Source organism: Streptomyces sp. GESEQ-4 (assembly GCF_017948455.1).
In the GTDB taxonomy this organism is placed as follows: Bacteria; Actinomycetota; Actinomycetes; order Streptomycetales; family Streptomycetaceae; genus Streptomyces.
Window position 1 is genome coordinate 13,004 of sequence record NZ_JAFFSU010000034.1, and the last position, 19,705, is coordinate 32,708.

At 70.1% G+C, this 19,705-nt stretch carries 16 protein-coding genes; 12 read left to right on the forward strand and 4 right to left on the reverse strand.

Going from position 1 to position 19,705, the window contains the following annotated elements; genetic code table 11:
* Positions 1-39 precede the first annotated feature (39 nt).
* The 5 genes from KCH48_RS37850 to KCH48_RS37870 all read left to right on the forward strand — a co-directional run bounded on the left by KCH48_RS37850 (position 40) and on the right by KCH48_RS37870 (position 4,671).
* The gene (locus KCH48_RS37850) at positions 40-1,038 is read left to right on the forward strand and encodes a hypothetical protein (RefSeq protein ID WP_307841057.1); all 999 of its coding nucleotides are present in this window, start codon (positions 40-42) and stop codon (positions 1,036-1,038) included.
* Positions 1,039-1,146: 108 nt separating this feature from the next.
* Positions 1,147-2,022 carry a hypothetical protein gene (locus tag KCH48_RS37855; protein ID WP_210581921.1) on the forward strand — a complete coding sequence of 292 codons (876 nt, stop codon included), beginning with the start codon at positions 1,147-1,149 and terminating at the stop codon, positions 2,020-2,022.
* On the forward strand, positions 2,019-3,203 hold the full coding sequence (locus tag KCH48_RS37860; RefSeq protein WP_210581923.1) for a hypothetical protein: 1,185 nt from the start codon (positions 2,019-2,021) through the stop codon (positions 3,201-3,203). The genes KCH48_RS37855 and KCH48_RS37860 overlap by 4 nt, the downstream gene beginning before the upstream one ends.
* Positions 3,204-3,452: 249 nt before the next feature.
* Entirely contained in the window at positions 3,453-4,382 is a 930-nt protein-coding gene (locus KCH48_RS37865; protein ID WP_210581925.1) for a hypothetical protein, read from the forward strand.
* Between the two features lie 28 nt (positions 4,383-4,410).
* Positions 4,411-4,671 carry a hypothetical protein gene (locus KCH48_RS37870; RefSeq protein WP_210581927.1) on the forward strand — a complete coding sequence of 87 codons (261 nt, stop codon included), beginning with the start codon at positions 4,411-4,413 and terminating at the stop codon, positions 4,669-4,671.
* A gap of 317 nt (positions 4,672-4,988) precedes the next feature.
* On the opposite strand, the gene KCH48_RS37875 is transcribed toward KCH48_RS37870, so the two are convergent.
* A complete protein-coding gene (locus KCH48_RS37875; RefSeq protein WP_210581928.1) occupies positions 4,989-5,444 on the reverse strand; it encodes a peptidoglycan-binding protein in 456 nt (151 codons plus the stop codon).
* A 98-nt stretch (positions 5,445-5,542) separates the two neighbouring features.
* Here KCH48_RS37875 and KCH48_RS37880 point away from each other — a divergent pair, with 98 nt between their 5' ends.
* Entirely contained in the window at positions 5,543-5,776 is a 234-nt protein-coding gene (locus KCH48_RS37880) for an IS3 family transposase (RefSeq protein WP_210581930.1), read from the forward strand.
* A gap of 98 nt (positions 5,777-5,874) precedes the next feature.
* Here KCH48_RS37880 and KCH48_RS37885 read toward each other — a convergent pair whose 3' ends face one another.
* A complete protein-coding gene (locus tag KCH48_RS37885; protein WP_246886513.1) occupies positions 5,875-6,807 on the reverse strand; it encodes an endonuclease/exonuclease/phosphatase family protein in 933 nt (310 codons plus the stop codon).
* Between the two features lie 344 nt (positions 6,808-7,151).
* Here KCH48_RS37885 and KCH48_RS37890 point away from each other — a divergent pair, with 344 nt between their 5' ends.
* Positions 7,152-10,682 (forward strand): helix-turn-helix domain-containing protein, encoded by a 3,531-nt coding sequence (locus KCH48_RS37890; RefSeq protein ID WP_210581934.1) that lies wholly within the window; start codon positions 7,152-7,154, stop codon positions 10,680-10,682.
* 532 nt (positions 10,683-11,214) lie between these two features.
* Here KCH48_RS37890 and KCH48_RS42635 read toward each other — a convergent pair.
* Positions 11,215-12,669: a hypothetical protein gene (locus KCH48_RS42635; RefSeq protein ID WP_246886501.1), complete on the reverse strand. Its 1,455-nt coding sequence runs from the start codon at positions 12,667-12,669 to the stop codon at positions 11,215-11,217.
* Positions 12,666-14,102 carry a hypothetical protein gene (locus KCH48_RS37900; protein WP_210581936.1) on the reverse strand — a complete coding sequence of 479 codons (1,437 nt, stop codon included), beginning with the start codon at positions 14,100-14,102 and terminating at the stop codon, positions 12,666-12,668. Before KCH48_RS37900 ends, KCH48_RS42635 begins: the two co-directional genes overlap by 4 nt.
* 707 nt (positions 14,103-14,809) lie before the next feature.
* On the opposite strand from KCH48_RS37900, the gene KCH48_RS37905 reads away from it, so the two are divergent.
* The 5 genes from KCH48_RS37905 to KCH48_RS37925 are packed head-to-tail and all read left to right on the forward strand — an operon-like array spanning position 14,810 to position 19,704.
* Positions 14,810-15,742, forward strand: coding sequence for a conjugal transfer protein (locus KCH48_RS37905; protein WP_210581937.1), 933 nt, complete (start codon positions 14,810-14,812; stop codon positions 15,740-15,742).
* A gap of 17 nt (positions 15,743-15,759) precedes the next feature.
* A complete protein-coding gene (locus tag KCH48_RS37910; RefSeq protein ID WP_246886514.1) occupies positions 15,760-16,080 on the forward strand; it encodes a hypothetical protein in 321 nt (106 codons plus the stop codon).
* Positions 16,077-16,655 (forward strand): hypothetical protein, encoded by a 579-nt coding sequence (locus tag KCH48_RS37915; protein ID WP_210581941.1) that lies wholly within the window; start codon positions 16,077-16,079, stop codon positions 16,653-16,655. Before KCH48_RS37910 ends, KCH48_RS37915 begins: the two co-directional genes overlap by 4 nt.
* Positions 16,652-19,348 (forward strand): ATP-binding protein, encoded by a 2,697-nt coding sequence (locus tag KCH48_RS37920; RefSeq protein WP_210581943.1) that lies wholly within the window; start codon positions 16,652-16,654, stop codon positions 19,346-19,348. The genes KCH48_RS37915 and KCH48_RS37920 overlap by 4 nt, the downstream gene beginning before the upstream one ends.
* Positions 19,348-19,704 (forward strand): hypothetical protein, encoded by a 357-nt coding sequence (locus KCH48_RS37925; RefSeq protein ID WP_210581945.1) that lies wholly within the window; start codon positions 19,348-19,350, stop codon positions 19,702-19,704. Before KCH48_RS37920 ends, KCH48_RS37925 begins: the two co-directional genes overlap by 1 nt.
* Position 19,705 lies beyond the last annotated feature (1 nt).

Sequence of the window (19,705 nt, forward strand, 5' to 3'; positions counted from 1 at the left end):
CCGGCCCCCTCACCAACTCACCGACCTCGAGGAACGCCCGTGAACGCCGTACTCACCGCCCCAGCCCGCCGGATGCCGACGCCGCAGGTAGACGCCTTGTATCCCGAGACGTGCACCTGCACGCCCGCTGTCCGCTACGCCTGCGGCCACTGCTACCACGATCAGTGCCTGGACTGCGGGTTCTGCACGATCGGCAGCTGTGTCTGTCGCTGCGAGTACGGCCTCGGATTCCACCCGGGCGACTCGCCGGCCGAGGGCCCGATGTTCTGGCTCGGCGGACATCACGCCAAGGCGCTGTCCACCTGGGGCGTGCCGATGTGCGTCTCGCGCTCCGCACTGACCGGCCGCGCGACGCTGCCGCGCGCCGCCGAGGACTGGATCTACGACTCGGGCGCCTTCTCCGAACTCGACAACCACGGCGGCTGGACGATCGGCCCGCACGCCTACGTCCGCGAGCTGCGCCAGTTCCGACACGGGATCGGCCGGCTCGTCTGGGCCGGTCCGCAGGACTGGATGTGCGAGCCCGACATGGTCGCCAGGACGGGGCTGTCCGTGCGCGAGCACATCGACCGCACGGTGGGCAACTTCGTCGACCTGATGGCCGAGGACCCCGGCGTCGACATCATCCCCACCGTCCAGGGCTGGCTCCCGGCCGACTACGAAGCCTGCCTGGACCTGTACGCCAAGCGCGGCGTGCAGCTGGCGGACTATCCGCTGGTCGGGGTCGGCTCCGTCTGCCGCCGCAAGTCGGTCAAGGACGTCGAGGCCGTGCTCGCCACCGTGGCCGCCGCCGGACTGCGCCTGCACGGCTTCGGTCTGAAGACCCAGGCCCTTCAGACGTGCGCCGAGTACCTGGCCTCCGCCGACTCCCTCGCCTGGTCGCGCGATGCCCGCTGGAACGACCCGCTGCCCCAGTGCGAGGGCAAGCACAAAAACTGCTCCAACTGCGTGCATTGGGCGATGCGTTGGCGCGAGCGCGTCCTGGACGTGCTGCACGCCCCCCGGCAGCTGATGCTCCCCGCCACGAACACGACCTGACCATCCCCGAGCAGCACCCCGCGTGCTGCCTGGCCCGCCGGTCCGGGGCGGCAACCCCGGACCGGCCTCGCTCACCAACCCACACCGCCCCGAGAGGAACACCCTGTGATGTCTGCATACGCGCAGCAGCCGCTCGATTTCGGCGCTGTCTGCCAGCGGTGGAGGGACCGCCGGCACAGTTGGAGGCCAACTAGTGAAGGCGGCTTCGACCCGGCCCGCTACCGCGTCCGCGAGATGCCGAACGATCTGGTCCACGCGGCGAAGGCCTTCGTCCTCGCCCACCACTACAGCGGCTCGTGGCCCGCCGTCCGCTTCGCCTACGGCCTCATCGACACTGCCGCGCCCCCGGCAGTCAGCCTGGTGGGCGTGCTCGCCCTGGGCATCCCGACTCAAGCCGCCGTACTCACCGGGGTGTTCGGACGGCTCACCCCGTACGAGGAGTCCCTTGAGCTCAACCGGCTGGTGCTGCTCGACGAGGTCCCGTCAAACGCGGAGACCTGGTTCCAGGCCCGCGTCTTCCGGCTGGCTGCCGCACGGGGCATCCGCGGAATCGTCGCGCACAGCGACCCCGAACCCAGGACCCGCCTCACCGCCCAGGGCACGGAGGTGATCTTCCCTGGGCACTACGGGACGATTTACCAGGCCAAGGGGATGGAGTATCTGGGCCGGACCCGGCCGCGCCGTCTGACCGTGCTGCCCGACGGTTCGGTCCTCCACGACCGGGCCATGTCCAAGATCCGTAACGGCGAGCGTGGCCGAGGCGGGGTCGAGCGGCGCCTGATCGCCCTCGGAGCCCGGTCCCGCGAGGCCGGCGAGCCGGGCCGGGCGTGGCTTGAGGAGGCCCTGCAGACCGTCGGGGCGAAAGTCGTTTCCCACGGGGGCAATCACCGCTACGCGGCCTGGATCGGGCCGCGTTCCGGTCGCCGGCTCACCGCCACCTCCTACCCGTACCCGAAGGCGGACCAAGGGGGTGGGTTCGCATGAACGCCGCATCCCCCACCGGCGGCGAGGACGTCGAGCTGGTCATCAACTGGGGCCTGGGCGTGGACTCGACCGCGTTCCTGGTGAAGATGCTGGAAGACCCGTCCGCCCATGGAGTCGACCTGGACCGCACCATGGTGATCCACCAGATCACGGGGAGCGAGTGGCCGACCACCTACGTTCACGCAGAGCAGCATGTGCTGCCGCTCCTGCGCGAGCACCGGGTCCGGCTCGTGCAAGTAGCCCGGGCCAGCCGCGCGTTGGAGATCGCGGTCATGGACGACTCCCGCCAGCCCGAACGGATCGTCCGGCGAGGGCCCTGGTCGTTGGAGGAGGACGAGTACGAGGCCAACGGCACCGTTCCCCAACAGGGCGGCATCCGGCTCTGCAGCCTGCATGCCAAGGGCGAGGTCGGCGACGCTCTCGTCGCCCAGGAGATCGGCGACCGGCCATTCCGTCAGGTGATGGGGTTCAACGCCGACGAGGTCCCCCGCAGCCTCCGAGACCGGGGTGCGCGCAAGAACCCTCTGCGCCAGGGCATGTATCCCTTGATCGAATGGGGGTGGGGGCGCGAGCGGTGCGAGGCGTACCTGTACGAGCGGTTCGGCGTGCGGTGGGAGAAGAGCTACTGCACGTTCTGCTGCTTCCCGATCTCGATGGGCGCCATGGCGGCGCATCTGGACCGGATGCGCGCGCACCCGGACATCGGCGGACGGGTACTGCGCCTCGAGTACACATCGGTGAGCCTCAATCCGAAGGCGAAGCTGTTCGGCCGCGACAGCCTGCTGGAGAAGTTTGACCCGCGCCGCCCCGCCGACCGGCCCGTCCTTGCGGCCTTCGAGGAGGAGCTCTCCTGCCCGTGGGCGCTGTATCACGTGCGCCGGATCCTGCCCGTCGCGAAGGCGGACCCTGCTCGCCGCGGCCGGGCGCTGCGCTCGGTGCAGCGCGTCGACGTGGGCCGGGCCGCCGTTCTCGGCCGGCGGCTGCGGAGCATCTCACAGCGGCACGGCGTCCCCGTCGAGGTCGACGAGCGCTACGGGCGGGTGCGGGCGTGGATCCACCGGCGCGGTCCGGACCTTCCGGCCGTGGAGGAACTGATGGTCACCGCCCCGTTCCAGGTCCGGGACAAGCAGGTGCCGCACTTCGAACGGGAGTGGGCCGCGCACCGGAGGTTCCGGTCGTGACGCAGTCTCGGCGCCGGCGAGATTGACAGCCACCATCAAGAGCGTCATATTGATTACGCGAGAACAGCGGCAAAACGGTGGGCGGCGGAAGGCACCCTCTCACGAGGATGTCGACCCAGGGCGGCAACCCCGGCCGAACGTCCCGCCGACCACCTCACCAACTCAACTCGCCCGCCAGCGCGTGAGCGCCGGAGGAACAAAGAGGAGCAGGCCCCAAGTATAGGGCCGCAGCCAGAACCGGAGAGTGCAATGACCCAGGCCCTGAACCCGCAGCGCCGCCTCGTCGGCGGCCGCGCTGTGGTGAACCGCGACTGGATCCGCGAGTTCACCGGCGCCAGCGTCGGGTCCGCGGCCCGCTGGTACAAGGTGCGCAACGAGCAGCCCAAGGAGCACCGCCACCCCGAGAAGGAGCGGATCGACGGGACTGACTTCTACGACGAGCAGCAGTTCCGCGACTTCTACGCGTGGTTCCAGCAGGAGAAGGCGAGCAAGGTCCTCAAGGCCGACCCCGAACTGTACGAGCTCGCCCCGGAGGCCGTCGTCTCCATCAACAAGGCCGCCGAGCTGCTGAACTTCAACGGGGCCTCTGTGATCCGCAAGTACCAGCAGGCGAACCCCGGCTACTTCCCGGACTCCGTCGGCGAGGTCGAGGGTCCCACCGGCCGCATGATCCAGGCCTTCCGCGTCGGCGACCTGCAGGACTTCGACCGCAAGCGCACTGGGGACAAGGTCGGCAAGGCCGGCCGCCGTCCCGGGCCGCAGCCCGAGGCGCCCGTCGGCCGGCCTTCGGCCCTCGAGGAGGCCCTCGCGGCCGAGCTCAGCGCCTACACCCGCGAGGAGCTCTCGGCCACGCAGCTCGCCGAGCAGTACGCCGCCGAGCGAATCGAGCGCGACGGCTACCACCCGGGGCTGGCCGCGGAACTTAGCGTGCAGTACGGGGGGCCGCGGGCGTCCTGGGAGTACGTCGTACGCAACGCCCTCGAGCACCACCCCACGGCCACGGCCGCGCCGAGGCGCTCGGAAGCCGACCGGCGGGCGAAGATCGCCCTGGCCGCCCTGCGCGAGCGCGGCGACGTCCGGGGACTTGCCGCCTCCCTCGCCCGCGAGCACGGCGGCAGCCCCGACGTCTGGTCGCGCGCGGTGAGCGCAGCACGCCGACTCGCTGATCCCACCACCTGAACTCCCACCAGCCGAAGGACGAGCCCCGATGCCCAGCTACCAGCTCCGCGATACCTCCACCCGCCAGCTCCTCGACCACGACCTGGCCGACTTCGCCGCGGCCGAGGCCGCCCTGGACCGCATCGACGACCAGCTGGAACACGACCTCGCGGCCAACGGTGAAGGCGCCGGGCGCATACGGCTGCGCCTCGACGTCGAGAAGGTCACCGCCGGCATCACCGAGACCGTCGGGCACCACGTGCTCCTCCTCGGCGTCGACGACCCCACCGACCCCCGGCCCGCGCTGTAGCCCAGGCTCACCAGCAGGCACTGCGCCTCCCTGACGGTGTCGCCCTGAGAGCCGCGGGAGATGGTCCGCGGCGTACGGCCGGCCAGGAGCGCGGCGTCCGCGGACACGGCGGTGACGGCGACACCGCTGAGTGCCAACCGGCAGGCGGGCACCGGTCGCCTTCGCTGACGGCATCAGCGGGCCCCCGCACCCACGGCACAACCTCGGCCCCGCGTCGTCGTCCGTGACCACGGCTAGCCTCAGCCGGGGCACCCTGTCCCTGCCCAGGCGGCCACCGTAAGACGAGAGTCGGTGGCCGCCCAGTCGTGGCTCACGAGCTACCCGGAACACCAGTCCGTGTTGTTCCAGGACGCGAACAAGCTCCTGGTCTGCGGTCCCGCGACTCCGTCGATGTCGGCGCCCAGGAAGTTCTGCAGCGCCTTGATCGTGTTGGTTCCGACGACGCCGTCCACGACGAGCTTGCTGCCGACGTTAAAGCCGTAGTGATTGAAGTACCTCTGGGTCGCCTTCCAGCTGTTGGAGCCCAGCTGTCCGTCGATGGTGCCAGGGTTGAAGCCCCTGGATTTCACCCAACACTGCCAGTGCTTGGCTTGCTTGGTGTTCAGGCCGAGGTTATTCACGGCAAGGATGGAGACGTCCTGGGTGCTCACCGCGGATTTGGCGGCCGGCTGGGACGCCGCGAAGCCGGCACTTGCGCCCGCCAGGCTCCCGGCGGCAAGCCCCGCGACGGCAGTGGCACAGACGAGTGCCCTCATCATGACATTCGGTTGCATCGTTTCCCCTCGGGTCGTAGGACGTCACCTGACGAGGCTGCGCGCAGGTGACGGTGTCGATCAGTTCGAACGTGAGCGCTTTCTGAAGCGGGGCCTGGGTGGCCGGGATCGAGGCCCGTGAGGAGCGTCGGCGGGCCGATGAAGCCCTGGCCCACGAGATCACGGTCATCCACATCGCCTCGCGGGGCACCTACGGCGTCCCGCGCGTCACTGTCGAACTGCACCGGCTGCAACGGGTGGTGAACCACAAACGCGTGGAACGGGTCATGCGCGAGCATCGCATCGCCGGGATCAGCCGACGCACCGGCAAGGGGTCCTCGCCTTCCGGGTAGCGGCTGTCATCGGCAGAGCGCCTGTGATCCGCCTGCACGGCAGGCGGAGGCACCCCACCTCGAATGTCAACAAACCGCGTGTCCCCGACGGGGCTGCGTCACCCCACGCTCAGATCAGCATGCACCAGGTCATGGTCCGAGTAGTTGTCGTGCACACCTGCGCTAGGGGCGGTGAAACTGCCGTTGCGCAGGAAGATGTAATCGAACTTCTTCCGGTGCGGTGAAGCATCAGCCGTCCACTGGCACGGCGGATCCGGCTGGGCCGCACTACAGGCGGGGTCGGCGTCCTTGTACCACGTCCACATCGGCGTCACCTCACGCGTGTTGGGCTCGGCGTTGAAGTCACCCATCACGATGGTGTCCGGGAACGTCAGCGCGTCGGCCAGCAGTTCCTGAACCTGCTGCTGGCGAACATCGGACTGCCCCGCCTGCGCCAGGTGGGTCACGAAGACGCGCACATTTTTCCCCGCAACCGTTGTGTCCGCCGCAACGTAGCCGCGCGGCTCCGTGCCACCTGCCCCGTACACGTGCTTGACCATGTTCGTCAGCGGTGCAGCCGACAGGAGAGCCGTGCCATATCCTCTACCCGGCCAGCAGCGCCCGAAGTTGTTCATGACATCGCCCTGAGCGAGGTTGTAACTCAGGCCGTAGTAAGCGCGAAGGTTGTCCCGGATGATCCTCGCGTCGTTCGCGCAGATCTCCTGAAGGGCAATCACCTGCGGCCGGTACTCACGGATCTGATCGATGATCCGCTGCATGTGCGGGCCCGGGAAAGGGCGTCGGTCAGGATTCTTCACGTTGAACGTGACCACGCGGTTGGCGAAGGGGGCCTGAGCTTGAGCCTGCCCCTCTCTGGGAACCTGAGTTTCGGTCGGCGCAGCCGCGGACTGCGCGTGGCCGGCGGTCGTCGTGCTGGCGCTCGTTTGTAGATTCCCCGTTTCCTGCGCGCTCACGGTTCCGCTGCTGGTTACAGCGAGTCCGGTCGCAGCGAGGGAAACGGCAGCGAAGGCACCAACAAGTGCTCGCTTCATCTCGATCACTCCGTTCTTCGTCAGTGGGCTGGCAGCCTGCGAACTGCGTGGGTCACATCCACGTCTCTGATCTGCGGTGTTTTGCGATTGGATTGGGGCCGTGTGTCCACGGGCTACATGAACCGTGGCGGTTCAATCACCTGTTTCTCCGTCAGGGCGGCCACCGGGGGCGTTCTGGATCGAGTTCACTGGGTTTGGGGTTGTTGCACAGCCGTGTCCCCGGCATGAAACAAAGCAGGTCACAGGCGTGGGTTGGCGAGATGGTGTCTTTCACGGTGGTGGGGCGCGTGTTGGGATGAAACGCCGCTGCTGGTCACGGGGGCGGCACGGGGGAGGGAAGCGTTATGGGGCGTCCGGAGGCGGACCTCGATCCGGGGCTGGGGCCGGTTCAGCGGTTTGCGTTCGAGTTGCGCAAGCTGCGTCAGGAAGCGGGCGGCATCACCTACCGGCAGATGGCCCGGCAGGTGGAGGTCTCGGTCTCCACCCTGTCGAGAGCGGCCGCAGGAGAGCAACTGCCCTCCCTGCCGGTGGCCTTGGCCTATGTGCGGGCGTGCGGAGGCGATGAGCAGGCGTGGGAGCGGCGCTGGCGCGAGGCAGTCACCGAGCAGGCCCGGGCGGCCGACCTCGTGGCAGACGAGACCGTCCCTTCCCCCTACCGTGGCCTGGCCCGGTTCGACGTGGCCGATGCGGAGCTCTTCTTCGGCCGCGACGAAATGACCGATGCGCTGGTCCACGCGGTGACGGCGCACCGCGTGTTTGCGGTCTTCGGGCCGTCCGGCAGCGGCAAATCATCCCTGCTGCGGGCGGGGCTGATTCCCCGCCTACGCAGCCTGGAGGGACCGCACCGGCCAGCGGCGGTGCGGATCCTCACTCCGGGTGAGCGTCCGCACCGCACTCACGACAGGGCGTGCGTGCCAGCTCCGAGCGAGGGGGACACCTGGCTGGTCGTGGACCAGTTCGAGGAGGTCTTCACCCTCTGCCACGACCCAGGAGAGCGGGCCGGCTTCCTGGCCCGCCTGCTGGCCGCCGCCGAGCCCACAAGCCGGCTGCGCGTCGTCCTCGGCGTACGCGCCGACTTCTACGGACGCTGCGCCGAGCACCGCGAGCTCGCCGACGCCCTGCGGGAGGCCAACCTGCTGGTGGGACCGATGAGCCCGGCCGAGCTGCGCGAAGCCGTCGTCAGACCCGCCCAGGCCGCCGGACTGATCGTCGAGCGCGAGCTGACCGCCCGCCTCGTGGAGGAGACCGGCGGCGAGCCGGGCGGCCTGCCGCTGCTCTCCCACGCCCTGCGGGAGACCTGGCGGCGGCGCCGCGGACGGGCACTCACCATGGAGGCATACGAGGCGGCCGGCGGCGTACACGGCGCGATCGCGCAGACCGCCGAGGAGGTCTACACCCGGCTCTCTGCCGACCACGCGGAGCTGGCCCGGCTGATCCTGCTGCGGCTGATCGCCCCCGGCGAGGGCTCCCAGGACACCCGGCGCCCCGTCGACCGGAGCGAACTCGACCTCGGCACCGCCGCCCAGGACGACATCGCCCTCGTCCTGGACCGGCTGGCCCACGCCCGCCTCCTCACCCTCGACGACGACACCGTCGACCTGGCCCACGAGGCCCTGATCACCGCCTGGCCCCGCCTCTCCGGCTGGATCGAGGAAGACCGCGAGCGGCTGCGCGCCCACCGCCGTCTGACCGAGGCGGCCCGCGCCTGGGAGGAACTGGGCCGCGACCCGGGCTCCCTATACCGGGGAAGCCGACTCGCCACTGCAGAAGGCCACTTCAGCGGTGCAGAGCGGGGCCTCAACGCCCTGGAGCACGACTTCCTCACCGCTGGCCTCACCACACGCAACCAAGAAGAACATGCGGCCGCCCGGACCGCCCGAAGGCTCCGCAGGCTGTCCGCCGCCTTGGCAGTACTGCTTGTTCTGGCAGTCACAGCCGGCACGATCGCCTGGCAGCAGTACAGCAGTACCGAGCAGCAGCGGCAGAATGCTGTCACCGCCCGACAACTGGCCCTGTCCCGGCAACTTGCCGCACAATCCACTGCTCTCATCACGAGCGAACCGGACGCGGCCTCCTTGCTGGCCGCCCACGCCTACCGGGCCAGCCCCTCCGCCGAAGCCACCGCCAGCCTGTTCGCCGCTGCGTCGCTCCCCCTCAAGAGCCGCCTCGGTGGTCATACCGGCTGGGTGACGTCGGTGGCGTTCAGCCCCGACGGGCGTACTGTGGCGACAGGGAGCATGGACCACACGGCCCGACTGTGGGACATCGCCAAAGGCAAGACCCGGGTCTCCCTTGACCATAGCAACGGTCTGCGGTCGGTGGCGTTCAGCCCGGATGGACAGACTCTGGCCACCGGCAGCGTCGATGAAACGACACGGCTGTGGGATGTGCGCTCCGGGAAGCTCCGAACCACTCTTGCCAGCCGCAATGACGTGGTATCGGTGGCCTTCAGTCCGGAGGGAAAGATCCTGGCCACCGGGGAAGTCGACGGCGTAGTGCGACTGTGGGACGCGGTCACAGGGAAAGCCCGGGGCACGTACTCCGGCCATAGCGACGCTGTGACGTCGGTGGCGTTCAGCCCGGACGGACAGACCCTGGCCACGAGCAGCGACGACGCCACGACACGGCTGTGGGACACGATTACCGGCAGGTCCCGCATCCTTCCGGATCCTCTCGATTCTGTGACGTCGGTGGCCTTCAGCAAGGACGGGCGGACGCTGGCCGGTGTCGCCACCAACAGAGTGCGGTTGTGGGACGTGGCCACGGGGAAGCCCAAGCGCACGCTCACCGGGGACTTCGGTGATCTGACCTCGGTGGCGTTCAGCCCGGACGGACGGAGCCTGGCCGTCGGCAGCGAGCAGGGCGCAGCACAACTGCTGGATTCGGCCACCGGGGCGACACGCACCACACTTACCGGCCACACCCACGCTGTGGATGCCGTGGCGTTCAGCCCGGACGGACGAACCCTGGCCACTGCCAGCCGGGACAAGACCGCACGGCTGTGGAAGGTGGAGACCGTCGCGCCCCAGACCGTTCTGAAGGGCCATACCGACGTGGTGACTGCCCTCGCGTTCAGTCCCGACCGGCGCATCTTGATCGCTGCCGACAGGGAAGAAGTGCGCCTGTGGGACGTCGACACCGAGAAAACGCGGAGGACGTTCAACAGCGGGAACATCAAGCGCGCCATAGCACTCAGCAGAGACGGACGGACCCTGGCCGTCAGCACCCCCGAAGACGTGCGGCTGTGGAACCTGGCCAGCGGCAGATCCCGTGTCAATTTCCTTCCCACCGCCAACGCCAGCGCCGTCGCCTTCAGCGATGACTTCACCACGCTGGCCGTCGGCGGTGTCGATGGCCACATAAGCCTCAGGTACGTGACCAGTGACGCCCCCCTCCCTGGCACCTTCAGGTATGCATCGGGCATCACCGCCCTGGCGCTCTCACCTGATGGCCGCAGCCTCGCCGTCGGGAGCGAGGACGACACGGTGCGTCTGCAGGACCTGACTACCAAAGAGACCCGGATCACCCTCACCGGCCACATGAACGGTGTGCACTCACTGGCCTTCAGCCCTGACGGGAACACTCTGGCTTCCGGCGGTACTGACGGCACAGTGCGGCTATGGGACGTGGCCACCGGCACCATCCGCACCAGCCTCACATTCACCGAGGGCATCAAGGCGCTGGCGTTCAGCCCCGACGGGCGCACTCTTGCCACGAGCAGCGAAGACACCACCGTAGAACTGCGGAAGCTAGTGTTACCGAGCCCCGCCCAAGCCATCAGCGACCTCTGTCGCGCCGTTCACCGTAACCTCACCAGGCAAGAACACATGCGCTTCAAGCTGGACCACTCATCTCGCGACGTGTGCCGGTTCTGATAGGGCCGGATACTTACCCAGAGGCTGCGACGCTTGTTCGGCGGCGCGTCCCAGATTCCTGCGGAGCATCTCGTCGATCAGCGGCCTGTAGGGATCCAACCTGGTCGGACGCGGGGGCAGCTTCTTGCGCGGCTCAGGCCAGACCAGTCCAGTGCCTCGCGGACCCTCTGCCAGGTCACCCCGAACTTGCGCTGCAGACCGCGCATCGACATCCCGGCGCGGTGGTCCCGGCGGATCGCCGCATACAGATCGGCATTGGATTTCGACAGGCGCATCCGTGCCCCCAGCGGGAGAAGCACTGCCATCCTCCCACCACAAGGCCCCAACCGCCCCTAAAAAACAGCGACTTCGCACTTGCCGGAACAACGGTGACATCTACGCTCAACCACAAAACGACGCTACGACTCACCGACAGAGCCAATGGATGACGAACTGTGCCCATTCCACGGCAAACTCCTTCTCGGTTGAGGTGTAAAGGGGCTGGCGCAGCGCACTGACATGCCGCCGGGCCAGGGGGGTCAGAACCAGGCGTTTACGCCTGTTGGAAACGCGGGGGCAGCAGGCCATCGCCCGGCCAGAGGTCCTGCTCGGCAACGAGGCCGGCGAGGAACTTGGCGACCTCGGCCAGGACAGCGGCGCGCTCCGTCGGCCCGTAAGTGGTCGACTGGTCGGCTGCGGCGTCGTAGGCGCGCACGTGGCTGTTCGGGCCGGCGATGATGAGGGCGCGCGCGGCATCGGGGAGGCCGAGGCTGAGGGCGTCGCACTCCCTGGCGTGTACGAGTTGCACGAGGTCGGTGGTGACCTTCTCCCAGTCGCCGACCGTCGGCCAGTCGGCGCCGCCGCCCAGTTCGTGAGTGAGGGTGGAAAGCGGGATGATCTCGCCCGGCGTGCGTCCCCGGGTGAGGCGGTCGTGGATCCGGGCGCCGTCGGGCTGTTGCACCTGGGGGTGGAGCAGGGAAGCGGCGGCGACCACGGTGGTGTTGATCTCCTGGGCGCCATCGCCGGGGTAGTACGGCTCGTGCGCGAAGAGCAGGTAGACGTCCGTGGTGCGGACTGCGTCGTCGGGCTGGGTTTGCGTCATGGGGCGGAATCCCTTCAGCGGTGAAGTGTCGAATGTGGGCGAAGGTGTTGGCCGTGCCGCTGGTTCGAAGCCGGGCGGGAGCGGGCCCAACGGGCCTTCGCCACCGCAGGGCTGGTCGGCCTCGCCGGAAGCCGACTCGGCGCGGGTGCGCTCCAGGATCTGGGCGACTTGGTCGGCGAGCTGGACCATCAGCCGTTCCCGGTCGATGAGTCGCGCCGAGGCCGAGCGGGTGTCCTGGTTCTGGAGCAGGTCGGCGGCGTCCCACAGCAGGTTGTGGCCGATCTCGGCCGAGCGGCGCAGGTCGTAGCGGTCGCTGCCGGCGGCGGCCTGGACGATGTAGGTGTGCAGGACGGCGAGGCGCTGCAGGTAGCGGCAGGCGCGGGCGTCTTCGACGCTGCGAACGTGGTCGCGGGCTCGGGCGTCCAAGCGGCCGGGCAGGTGCTCGGCGAGCAGCGGCGCGAGCAGCATCGCCGGCAGCGCGACGTCGGCGGGTACGCCGTGGCTCATGGCGAACAGTCCGGGGAGCAGGCTGACGAGCGCGACGGCAGCGGCGGTGAACCGCAGGGAACCGGGGACGGTGTCCAGGGCGATGCGCTGGGCGGGGCGCCTGGTCAGCCACCGCAGGGCCAGACGCTGGGTGCAGGTGGGGGCCGGGGTCAGTACCCCGACCTGATGGGGGACTTCGGGCGGCGTGCCGTCGCCGGGGACGGTCCACGCGAGCCAGCCCCACGGGGTGCGCTCGTGCACGAGCACGGGTTCGCACGCGATCGAGCAGGTGTGGTCGCGGACGTGGCCGGTGCGCAGGGCACGGGAGCGTTCCTTCTCCCACCGGCCCGGGTCGAGGGTGAAGGGCTGTGCATGGTGCGCGGCCGCGGTCGGCGGCGGTGTGCGGAGCGTGTCTCTCACAGGCTGCTTCCTTCCAGTTGGTCGAAAGATATGGAGGCGCATGTGGTGCATGTGGTGCAGCGGCCGTCGCCGTCGGGGTGGGCACGCCGGGGGGTGGGGCCGGGGCAGGTGCGGCACGGCGGCCAGCCGAGGCAGGCCGGGCAGAGGGCTTCGCCGGGGGCGGTTCCGGGCCGGCCGCAGCCAGCACATTCGACGAGGGCCCGGTAGGTCAGGGCCTCGCTCACCGTGCGTGCCGCCGCGGACCTCGCCGATCGCGGCGGCAGCTCGTCCCACGCAGGCGTGTCGTGGTGGTCGGCCACGGTGGCGGGTGGTGGGTAGGCCTGGGCGGCGCGGAGGCGGGCGGCGATGATCGCGCCGACGGTGGTGCGGACCGGCTGTGGCAGGGGGCGGTCGCTGATGACGTGCTGGAGCTGCTCCCGCGTCCAGCCGGCGTCCAGCATCGCGGTGACGGTCCGGCCCTGCTCGGTGAGGACCTGGTCGGTCAGCAGCAGCTCGGGGCGTCGGGCGCCGATCGCCAGCAGCAGGTGGACGCCTGGTTCGAGATCTGCGGGCGCCGGTGCGGTCGGTGCCGTCCGCGGCGCCGGCGGCGCCTCGCGGCGCGGTCGCGCTGCGAGGGCGCCGGGAGGGAGGGGTCTGGTCTTCTGCTGAGTGGTCTTCTTTCTGTTGGTGTTCTTAGTGGACCGATCAGCCAACGTAGGGTCATCCACTGGTGGAAAACCCGACTCTGGCCCGGACCTGGTGTTTTGCAGGGCGGGCAGATCGGTGATGAAGTAGGCGGCCGCGCCGAGGGTGCCGTCGGGGGCGCGCTCGCGTTCACGGACGAGGAAGCCGTGCTTCTCCAGTTCCTTCAGCCCGCTCTTGACGGCTGACTCGCCGTCGCGGCCGCGGCGGGCGATGTCGGTGACGGTCATCCGCCAGCCCTCCCGGTGGGTGGAGAGCAGTCCGAACAGTCCCTTGGCCTTGAAGGACAGCTGGGCGTCGCGGAACAGTGCGTTGGCGATCTGCGTGAACTGATCACCAGCCATCACACCCCGGCGGATCCCCGCCCCGAACCCGCCAGCCGCCTCGGTCTCGGGGGCCGTGACCACCACGTCGGCTTCGATCAGCGCGATGTCCAGGGTCGCCGGGCGGTCGGTGATGCAGTAGACGATTTCGCCGAGGGTGCCGTCCGGGCGGCGCAGGCGTTCACGGATCAGGTAGCCGTGCGCCTCCAGCTCCTTCAGGGCGGTGCGGACCGCTTCCCGTCCGTCCGGACCCAGGCGCACGAGGTCGGCGATCGTCACCTGCCAACCGGTGCGGTGCGTACTGACGTACCCGAAGATCCCCTTCGCCTTGAACGACAAATGGGCGTCGCGGAACAACGCGTTGGCGATCTGCGTGAACTGGTCACCAGCCATCACACCCCGGCGGATCCCCGCCCCGAAGCGGCTCACCGTCGTGCCCCCGACGACGGCTGCGCCCGGTGGCCACGGCGGCGCACCGGACTCGCCGAGGTGGGGCGGCCGGTGATCCTGGGCGTGGAGGCGGGCGTGTGTTCCATGCCGTCAGCTCACCGGCCGACCCCGACCAGGCTGACGGCCACCAGCCCCGACCATCGGTCACGATCCGGCAACGCAGCCGTCTAGCTGCCGTGGTCGGGCTCATGGTCGGGCCGACCACGCGGGGTCAGACCCGGCGGGCACGCGGTGCGCAGCCCGATTGCGCAGCCCCGGACAGGAGGTGCGCAATCGGGCTGCGCAACTGGTCGAGGGTCGTGCGCAGTCGGGTGGCGCCAAGCGGCTGCGCAGTCCGCCCGAGGGTTCCTGATGTTCTCGTGCGCAGATTCGGATGGCGCACTGCGCAGACTCCACCGCCGTCCCGGGCGGATGCCGTCTGCGCATCGTTGTGCGGGTCCGACAGCCGCGCGGCATGAAGACCACGCAGCGATCGCCGGCAGTAGGGCTCGTGCCGGACAGGGTGAGCCGGTCGCCAACTCGCGGCTGCCCCGTGGTTGGGGTCATGGTCGGGCCGACCATGACCCCAACCACAGCCTTCGTGTCCCCATCGTGACCGTGGTCGGGGGTTCGTGGTCGGTGGTCGGGTCGGGGTCGACGGGTTTTCTCAAGGTCAGCAACATCCGTTCTGACCTGGGAGTTTGACCATGTCTCCTGGCAAGCAGGCCTCGGAGAACGAGGCCGCTGCTCCGATGGCGGCCGGCGCCCGGCTGGAAGCGATGCGGCGCCGCGTCCGTCTTTCGCGCCTGGCGTTCTGGACCGCCATCGCGGCCGGCCCGATCGCCCTGGGCGTCACCGTCACCTCCACCCCGACCACAGTCGAGGCGGCCACCCCGGCCAAGCCCACCGCCGTGCGCACGACCGCACACGACGCCGACCCGTCCGGCCTTGCGCAGTTGTTCGTCAGCGCGTGGTTGCGCAGCAGCGCGGATGACGCGACGAGTGCGCAGGCCCGGCTTGCGCAGTCGATGGCACCGGACGTCGACCTGCCGGACCCGGCCGCGGATGCGCAGTCCACGCCTGAGTCCGTGATGGCGGTGCGCAGTGCGCAGCGCGAGGACGGTGCGTGGTCGGTGACGGTGGCTGCGCAATACGGCGACGGCGCGGTGCGCTACTACGCGGTGCCGGTGGCCGCCGGTCGCTCAGGCGCCTCGTTCACGGTGACCGGTGCACCGGGCGTGGTGGCCGGCCCCGCCCGGGCCGAGGTGCCGACGTCGTCGTACGGCGTGAGTGTCCCGGAGGGCGATCTGTCGTCCGCGCTCGGGGAGTTCCTCGCCGCCTACCTCACCGGTACCGGAGAGGTGGACCGCTATCTCGCACCCGGCGTGCAGCTCACCGCCGTCTCCCCCGCCCCGTACACGTCGGTCGCGGTGCAGCAGGTCTCCGCCGTCGAGGAGGCCGCGGCCGCCGAGCAGGTGCCGGCCGACGGCACGACGGTCCGCGTCCTGGCCCACGTGGAAGCCCGGGACGCCGGCGGGCGGTGGCCGCTGGCGTACGAGCTCGCGCTCACGGCCCGCTCGGGCCGGTGGGAAGTCGCCGCGCTTGAGTCCGGCACCACTCAGACCGGGGGTGCCCGGTGAACGCCGCGAACAGCCTGATGCTCGCCGGGCAGCTGGACGACCTCGGCGACAGCTGGATCACCATGTTCAAGGACTGGGCGACCAAGGGCCTGCAGGCCGGACTGCTCGTCCTCGTCGTCGTCATCATGATCCAGAAGTTCAGCCTCAAGGCGGGGATCGGCGCCCTGTTGCTGATGATCATTGCTCTGGGGTTGTACAACTCCCGCGAGGACCTCTCGGACATGTTCGAGGACGAGGTCAAGAACCCGGCCAAGGGTGCGCCCGCTGTCCCCGGTATCGAGCGCGGTTTTGATCCGGCTCTGCGGGAGCACTCCGCCGGCGCGGGAGGCTGGCTGTGAGCGCGGCCGCCGCTGGGCGGGTCGGGCGCTTCTACACCGCGGCCCGTCGCCATCCCTGGGTGCTGGGCAAGGTCGCGGACTGGAAGATCCCTCTCGGCCCGTATACGCCTGCGCAGATCGCGGTCGCCGTCGGCGGCGGCTTCCTTCTGGTCAAGACCATCAGCTGGTGGTCGATGCTGGGGCCGGTCCCGATCGCGGCGTGGCTGCTGGCGATCTGGGCGGTTCGCCGTCCGAAGATCCGGGGCCGTGCCCCGATGCAAGCCGCTGTGGGCTGGGTGCTGCTGGGCTGGCAGCCGAAGGGTGGGCGGATCGGCGGGCGGGCCGCCCGCGACCGCGCGCCCCATCCGTTGCTCGGCGGCTTCACGATCGAGGACGCGCCCAGCCCCGCGCCGGCAGCCACGCCGTCCCGTCCAGCTCAGCGGCGCACCTGGCGGGGGCCGCACCTGATCCCCGCCGCTGCTCGCACGTCCACGCCTCACCGCGCGGAGCCGGGCGCTCCCGCGGCGCCGGTGGGGCCGGTGTCGGGTGTTCAGCAGCTGCTTTCACTCACCTCACAGGGCGGAGGTGCGAGGTGAGGGTTCCGATCCGTCACATCGCCGGGCATCTGGTCTGGTCGACGCACGGCAGCGTGTGGGCCGTCTACCGCCTTCACCCGGGCCCGGACGCGCAGGGACAGAACGAAGAGACCGTCCAGGGCACCTACGTGCCCGCAGCGGTCCGCGACGAACAACTCGCCAAGATCACGCACTTGGTGCGGTCGCTGTCCGGGGCGCCCAGGCTGTTCGGACTGTGCGCGCAGGTCGACCCGGGCGAGATCGCCCTGCGGATGATCGAGGGCATCGAGCCGGCCGACACACTGCCGGGCGACGGCCCGCATCCGTGGGTGGAGAACGTCGAAGCGACCCTGGATCTGCTGGACGGCCAGGAGATGCACCGCCGCACGCTGTGGCTGGCGATACCGCTGCAGAGCGACGGCACCGGTCTGCAGGTGTCCTCGTCGCTCGGTGCGGCGTGGGCGGAGCTGTCTCCGATGCTGGGCATGCGCCCGGCGCCGGTGGCGCGGCGCGAGGTGACCGCGTACCGCGAGCAGGCCTCCCGGGTGGAAGCTGCGCTCGCCGGCGGCGTCGCCTTCCGGCCGGCCCGCCCGGCGGAGATCGTGTGGATGATCCAGCACGCCCTCCACCGCGGCCTCGCCGAGCCGCTGCTCGCCGAGGCCGAGAGCAGCGACCTGTACGGCGGGCAGGTCCGGGACGGCGTGCTGCGCTCGCCCAGTTACGCCGACCTCGGGCAAGTGCGCCTGCAGGAAGGGGGGATCGACCCCGTCCTCGACGACGTCGACGAGCTCGAGAGCGCCGGCCGGATCACGCGGTCGGGCCGCACAGCCTGGTGGCGGCTGAACACCGGCTCGCCGCTCGGGCGGCGCTGGCTGCAGGTTGAGTCCGAGGTGGGGGTGGGCTATCAGGCGCAGTTGGCGCTGGCCGAGTGCCCGCCCGCCGTCAGTCAGGACGCCGCCGACCTGTTCGCCCAGCTGGAAACCCTCGATTTCCCCGTCGACTACACCGTCGACCTCACGCTCGTTCCCGCGGAGAAGGCCCGCGACCAGGTGCGGCGCAAGAAGAACGAACTCATCGACCAGGCCGACCAGTACGACGCCCGGCCCACCGGCATGCCCGCCTCGCTGACCGAGGCCGCCCGCGACCTGGGCGAGCTGGATGCCCGACTGTCGCGCACGTCGGTCGAGGTCGAGGTGCAGTCCGTCACCGTCCTGACGGTGTGGGGGCCGACTGCCGCCGTCTGCGACGCCCGCGCCCGCGCCCTGGCCGCATTGCTGGGCGGTGCCGACTACCGGGCGGTGCGCCCGGCCGGCCTGCAGGAGGCCCTGTTCACCCTCGGGCTACCCGGCACCGTACGGCCGGGGGTGGTGCGGGAGTTCACCCAGCACCAGATCTCCGAAGACTGGGCACTGGGCGGGGCCTTCACCACCGCGGAGGTCGGCGACCCGAACGGCATGTTCCTCGGCATCGACCTGGACTCGGGCACCACCCGCCCCGTCATGATCAACGTGGCGGATGCGCCGAAGGTCGACGCGTCCGCCTCCATGGGCATCGTCGGGGATCTGGGGGCGGGCAAGAGCGTCCTGCAGAAGCTAATTGCGGAAGCGGTGTGGGCCCGCGGCGGCTGCGCGATCTGCATCGACCGCACCCCCGTACGCGAGTGGGCCACCTTCGCCCGCACCGCGGCCCAGGGCCGCGTCCAGATCATCGACGCCGCGCAGGCCGAGGTGTCCATCGACCCGCTGCGGACCTTCGACGGCCCCGAAGGCCGCCACTACGCCCTGTCCTACCTCACCCTGCAGCTCGGCATCGGCCCGATGAGCACCAACGGCGAGGTCCTGCACCACGCCGTCGAGCAGGCCGCCGCCAGCGACCAGCCGTCCATGCACCACGTGCTTCGGGTCCTCGAAGAGATGGCCACGAGCGAAGTGGGCAAGCGGCAGGACGCAGCCGCCACCCTTGCCGGCCTCGTCCGCGTCGTGGCCAGCAACTCCCTGGCGGCGATGGTGTTCGACCCCACGCTGCCTCCGGTGCGGCTGGACGCCTCCAGCACCTCCGACATGATCGTGATCACGACGGCGGGTCTGAAGCTGCCGCCCAAAGCGGCTTTCGACAATCCGGAGGTCCTGCACCAGCAACCGCTGGAGGCACTGATCGGGCGTGCCGTGCTGTATTTGATCGCCGCACTCGCCCGGCAGACCGCCTTCGAGGACCCCGAGCGGTTCACCGCGGTGGTCGCGGACGAGCTGTACTGGCTCACCTCATCCGCCGAGGGCACCGCACTGGTCCACGAGATCCTCCACGACGGCCGCAAGCACGGCGCCGGCCTGCTCGCCGCCTCCCACGACGCCGAAGAACTCGGCCCCGACCGCGGCCTGATGGCCTACCGCGCGCTCGCCCGCACCACCGACCGCGAACGCGCCCGCCGCGGCCTGGAGTTCGTCGGCCTCGACCCGAACGACCCGGAGCTGCTGCGGCTGGTGACCACGGGCCTGTCCCCGGTCGGCCGCAAGGGCCGGGAGGGCGAGTTCCTGCTGACCTGCCCGCGGCAGAACACCGGCCGCATCAAGGTCTCCATCCCCCGTATCCCGCGCATCACCACCTCCATCACCACCACACCAGGACGCCGCACGAGCACCTCCTCGCCGTCCGTGCCCGAGCCGTTCGCCGGTGAAGCCGCGGACACCCGTCTGGAAGAAAAGGACTACGACTGATGACCTCTTCTTCCTGGGACCGCTCCCGGCGCCTGGCCGCGGCCGCGAGCGCCCTGGCCATGATCGCTTTCGTCGTCGGCGTGCTCATCCTCGCCGCAGAGGTGGGCGTGCCGGAAGCGTGGTGGCCCGACACCGGGCGGGCCTTCGCCGCCGATGCCCGCCCCGCGGGGCAGGATCCGTGCGAGTTGATCGTGGGCCCGGCCAAGGAGTACTGCGAGCGCGGCACCACGACGACCGCCTCTGCCGAGCAGCGGAGTCTGGCTGGTGCGGTGTGGCGGCTGGTGCCGGCCGGTGCGGGCCTGGCCGCTCTCGTGGTGTGGCGGCTGCGGAGCGCAGCTGGGCAAAGGCGGCGCTGAA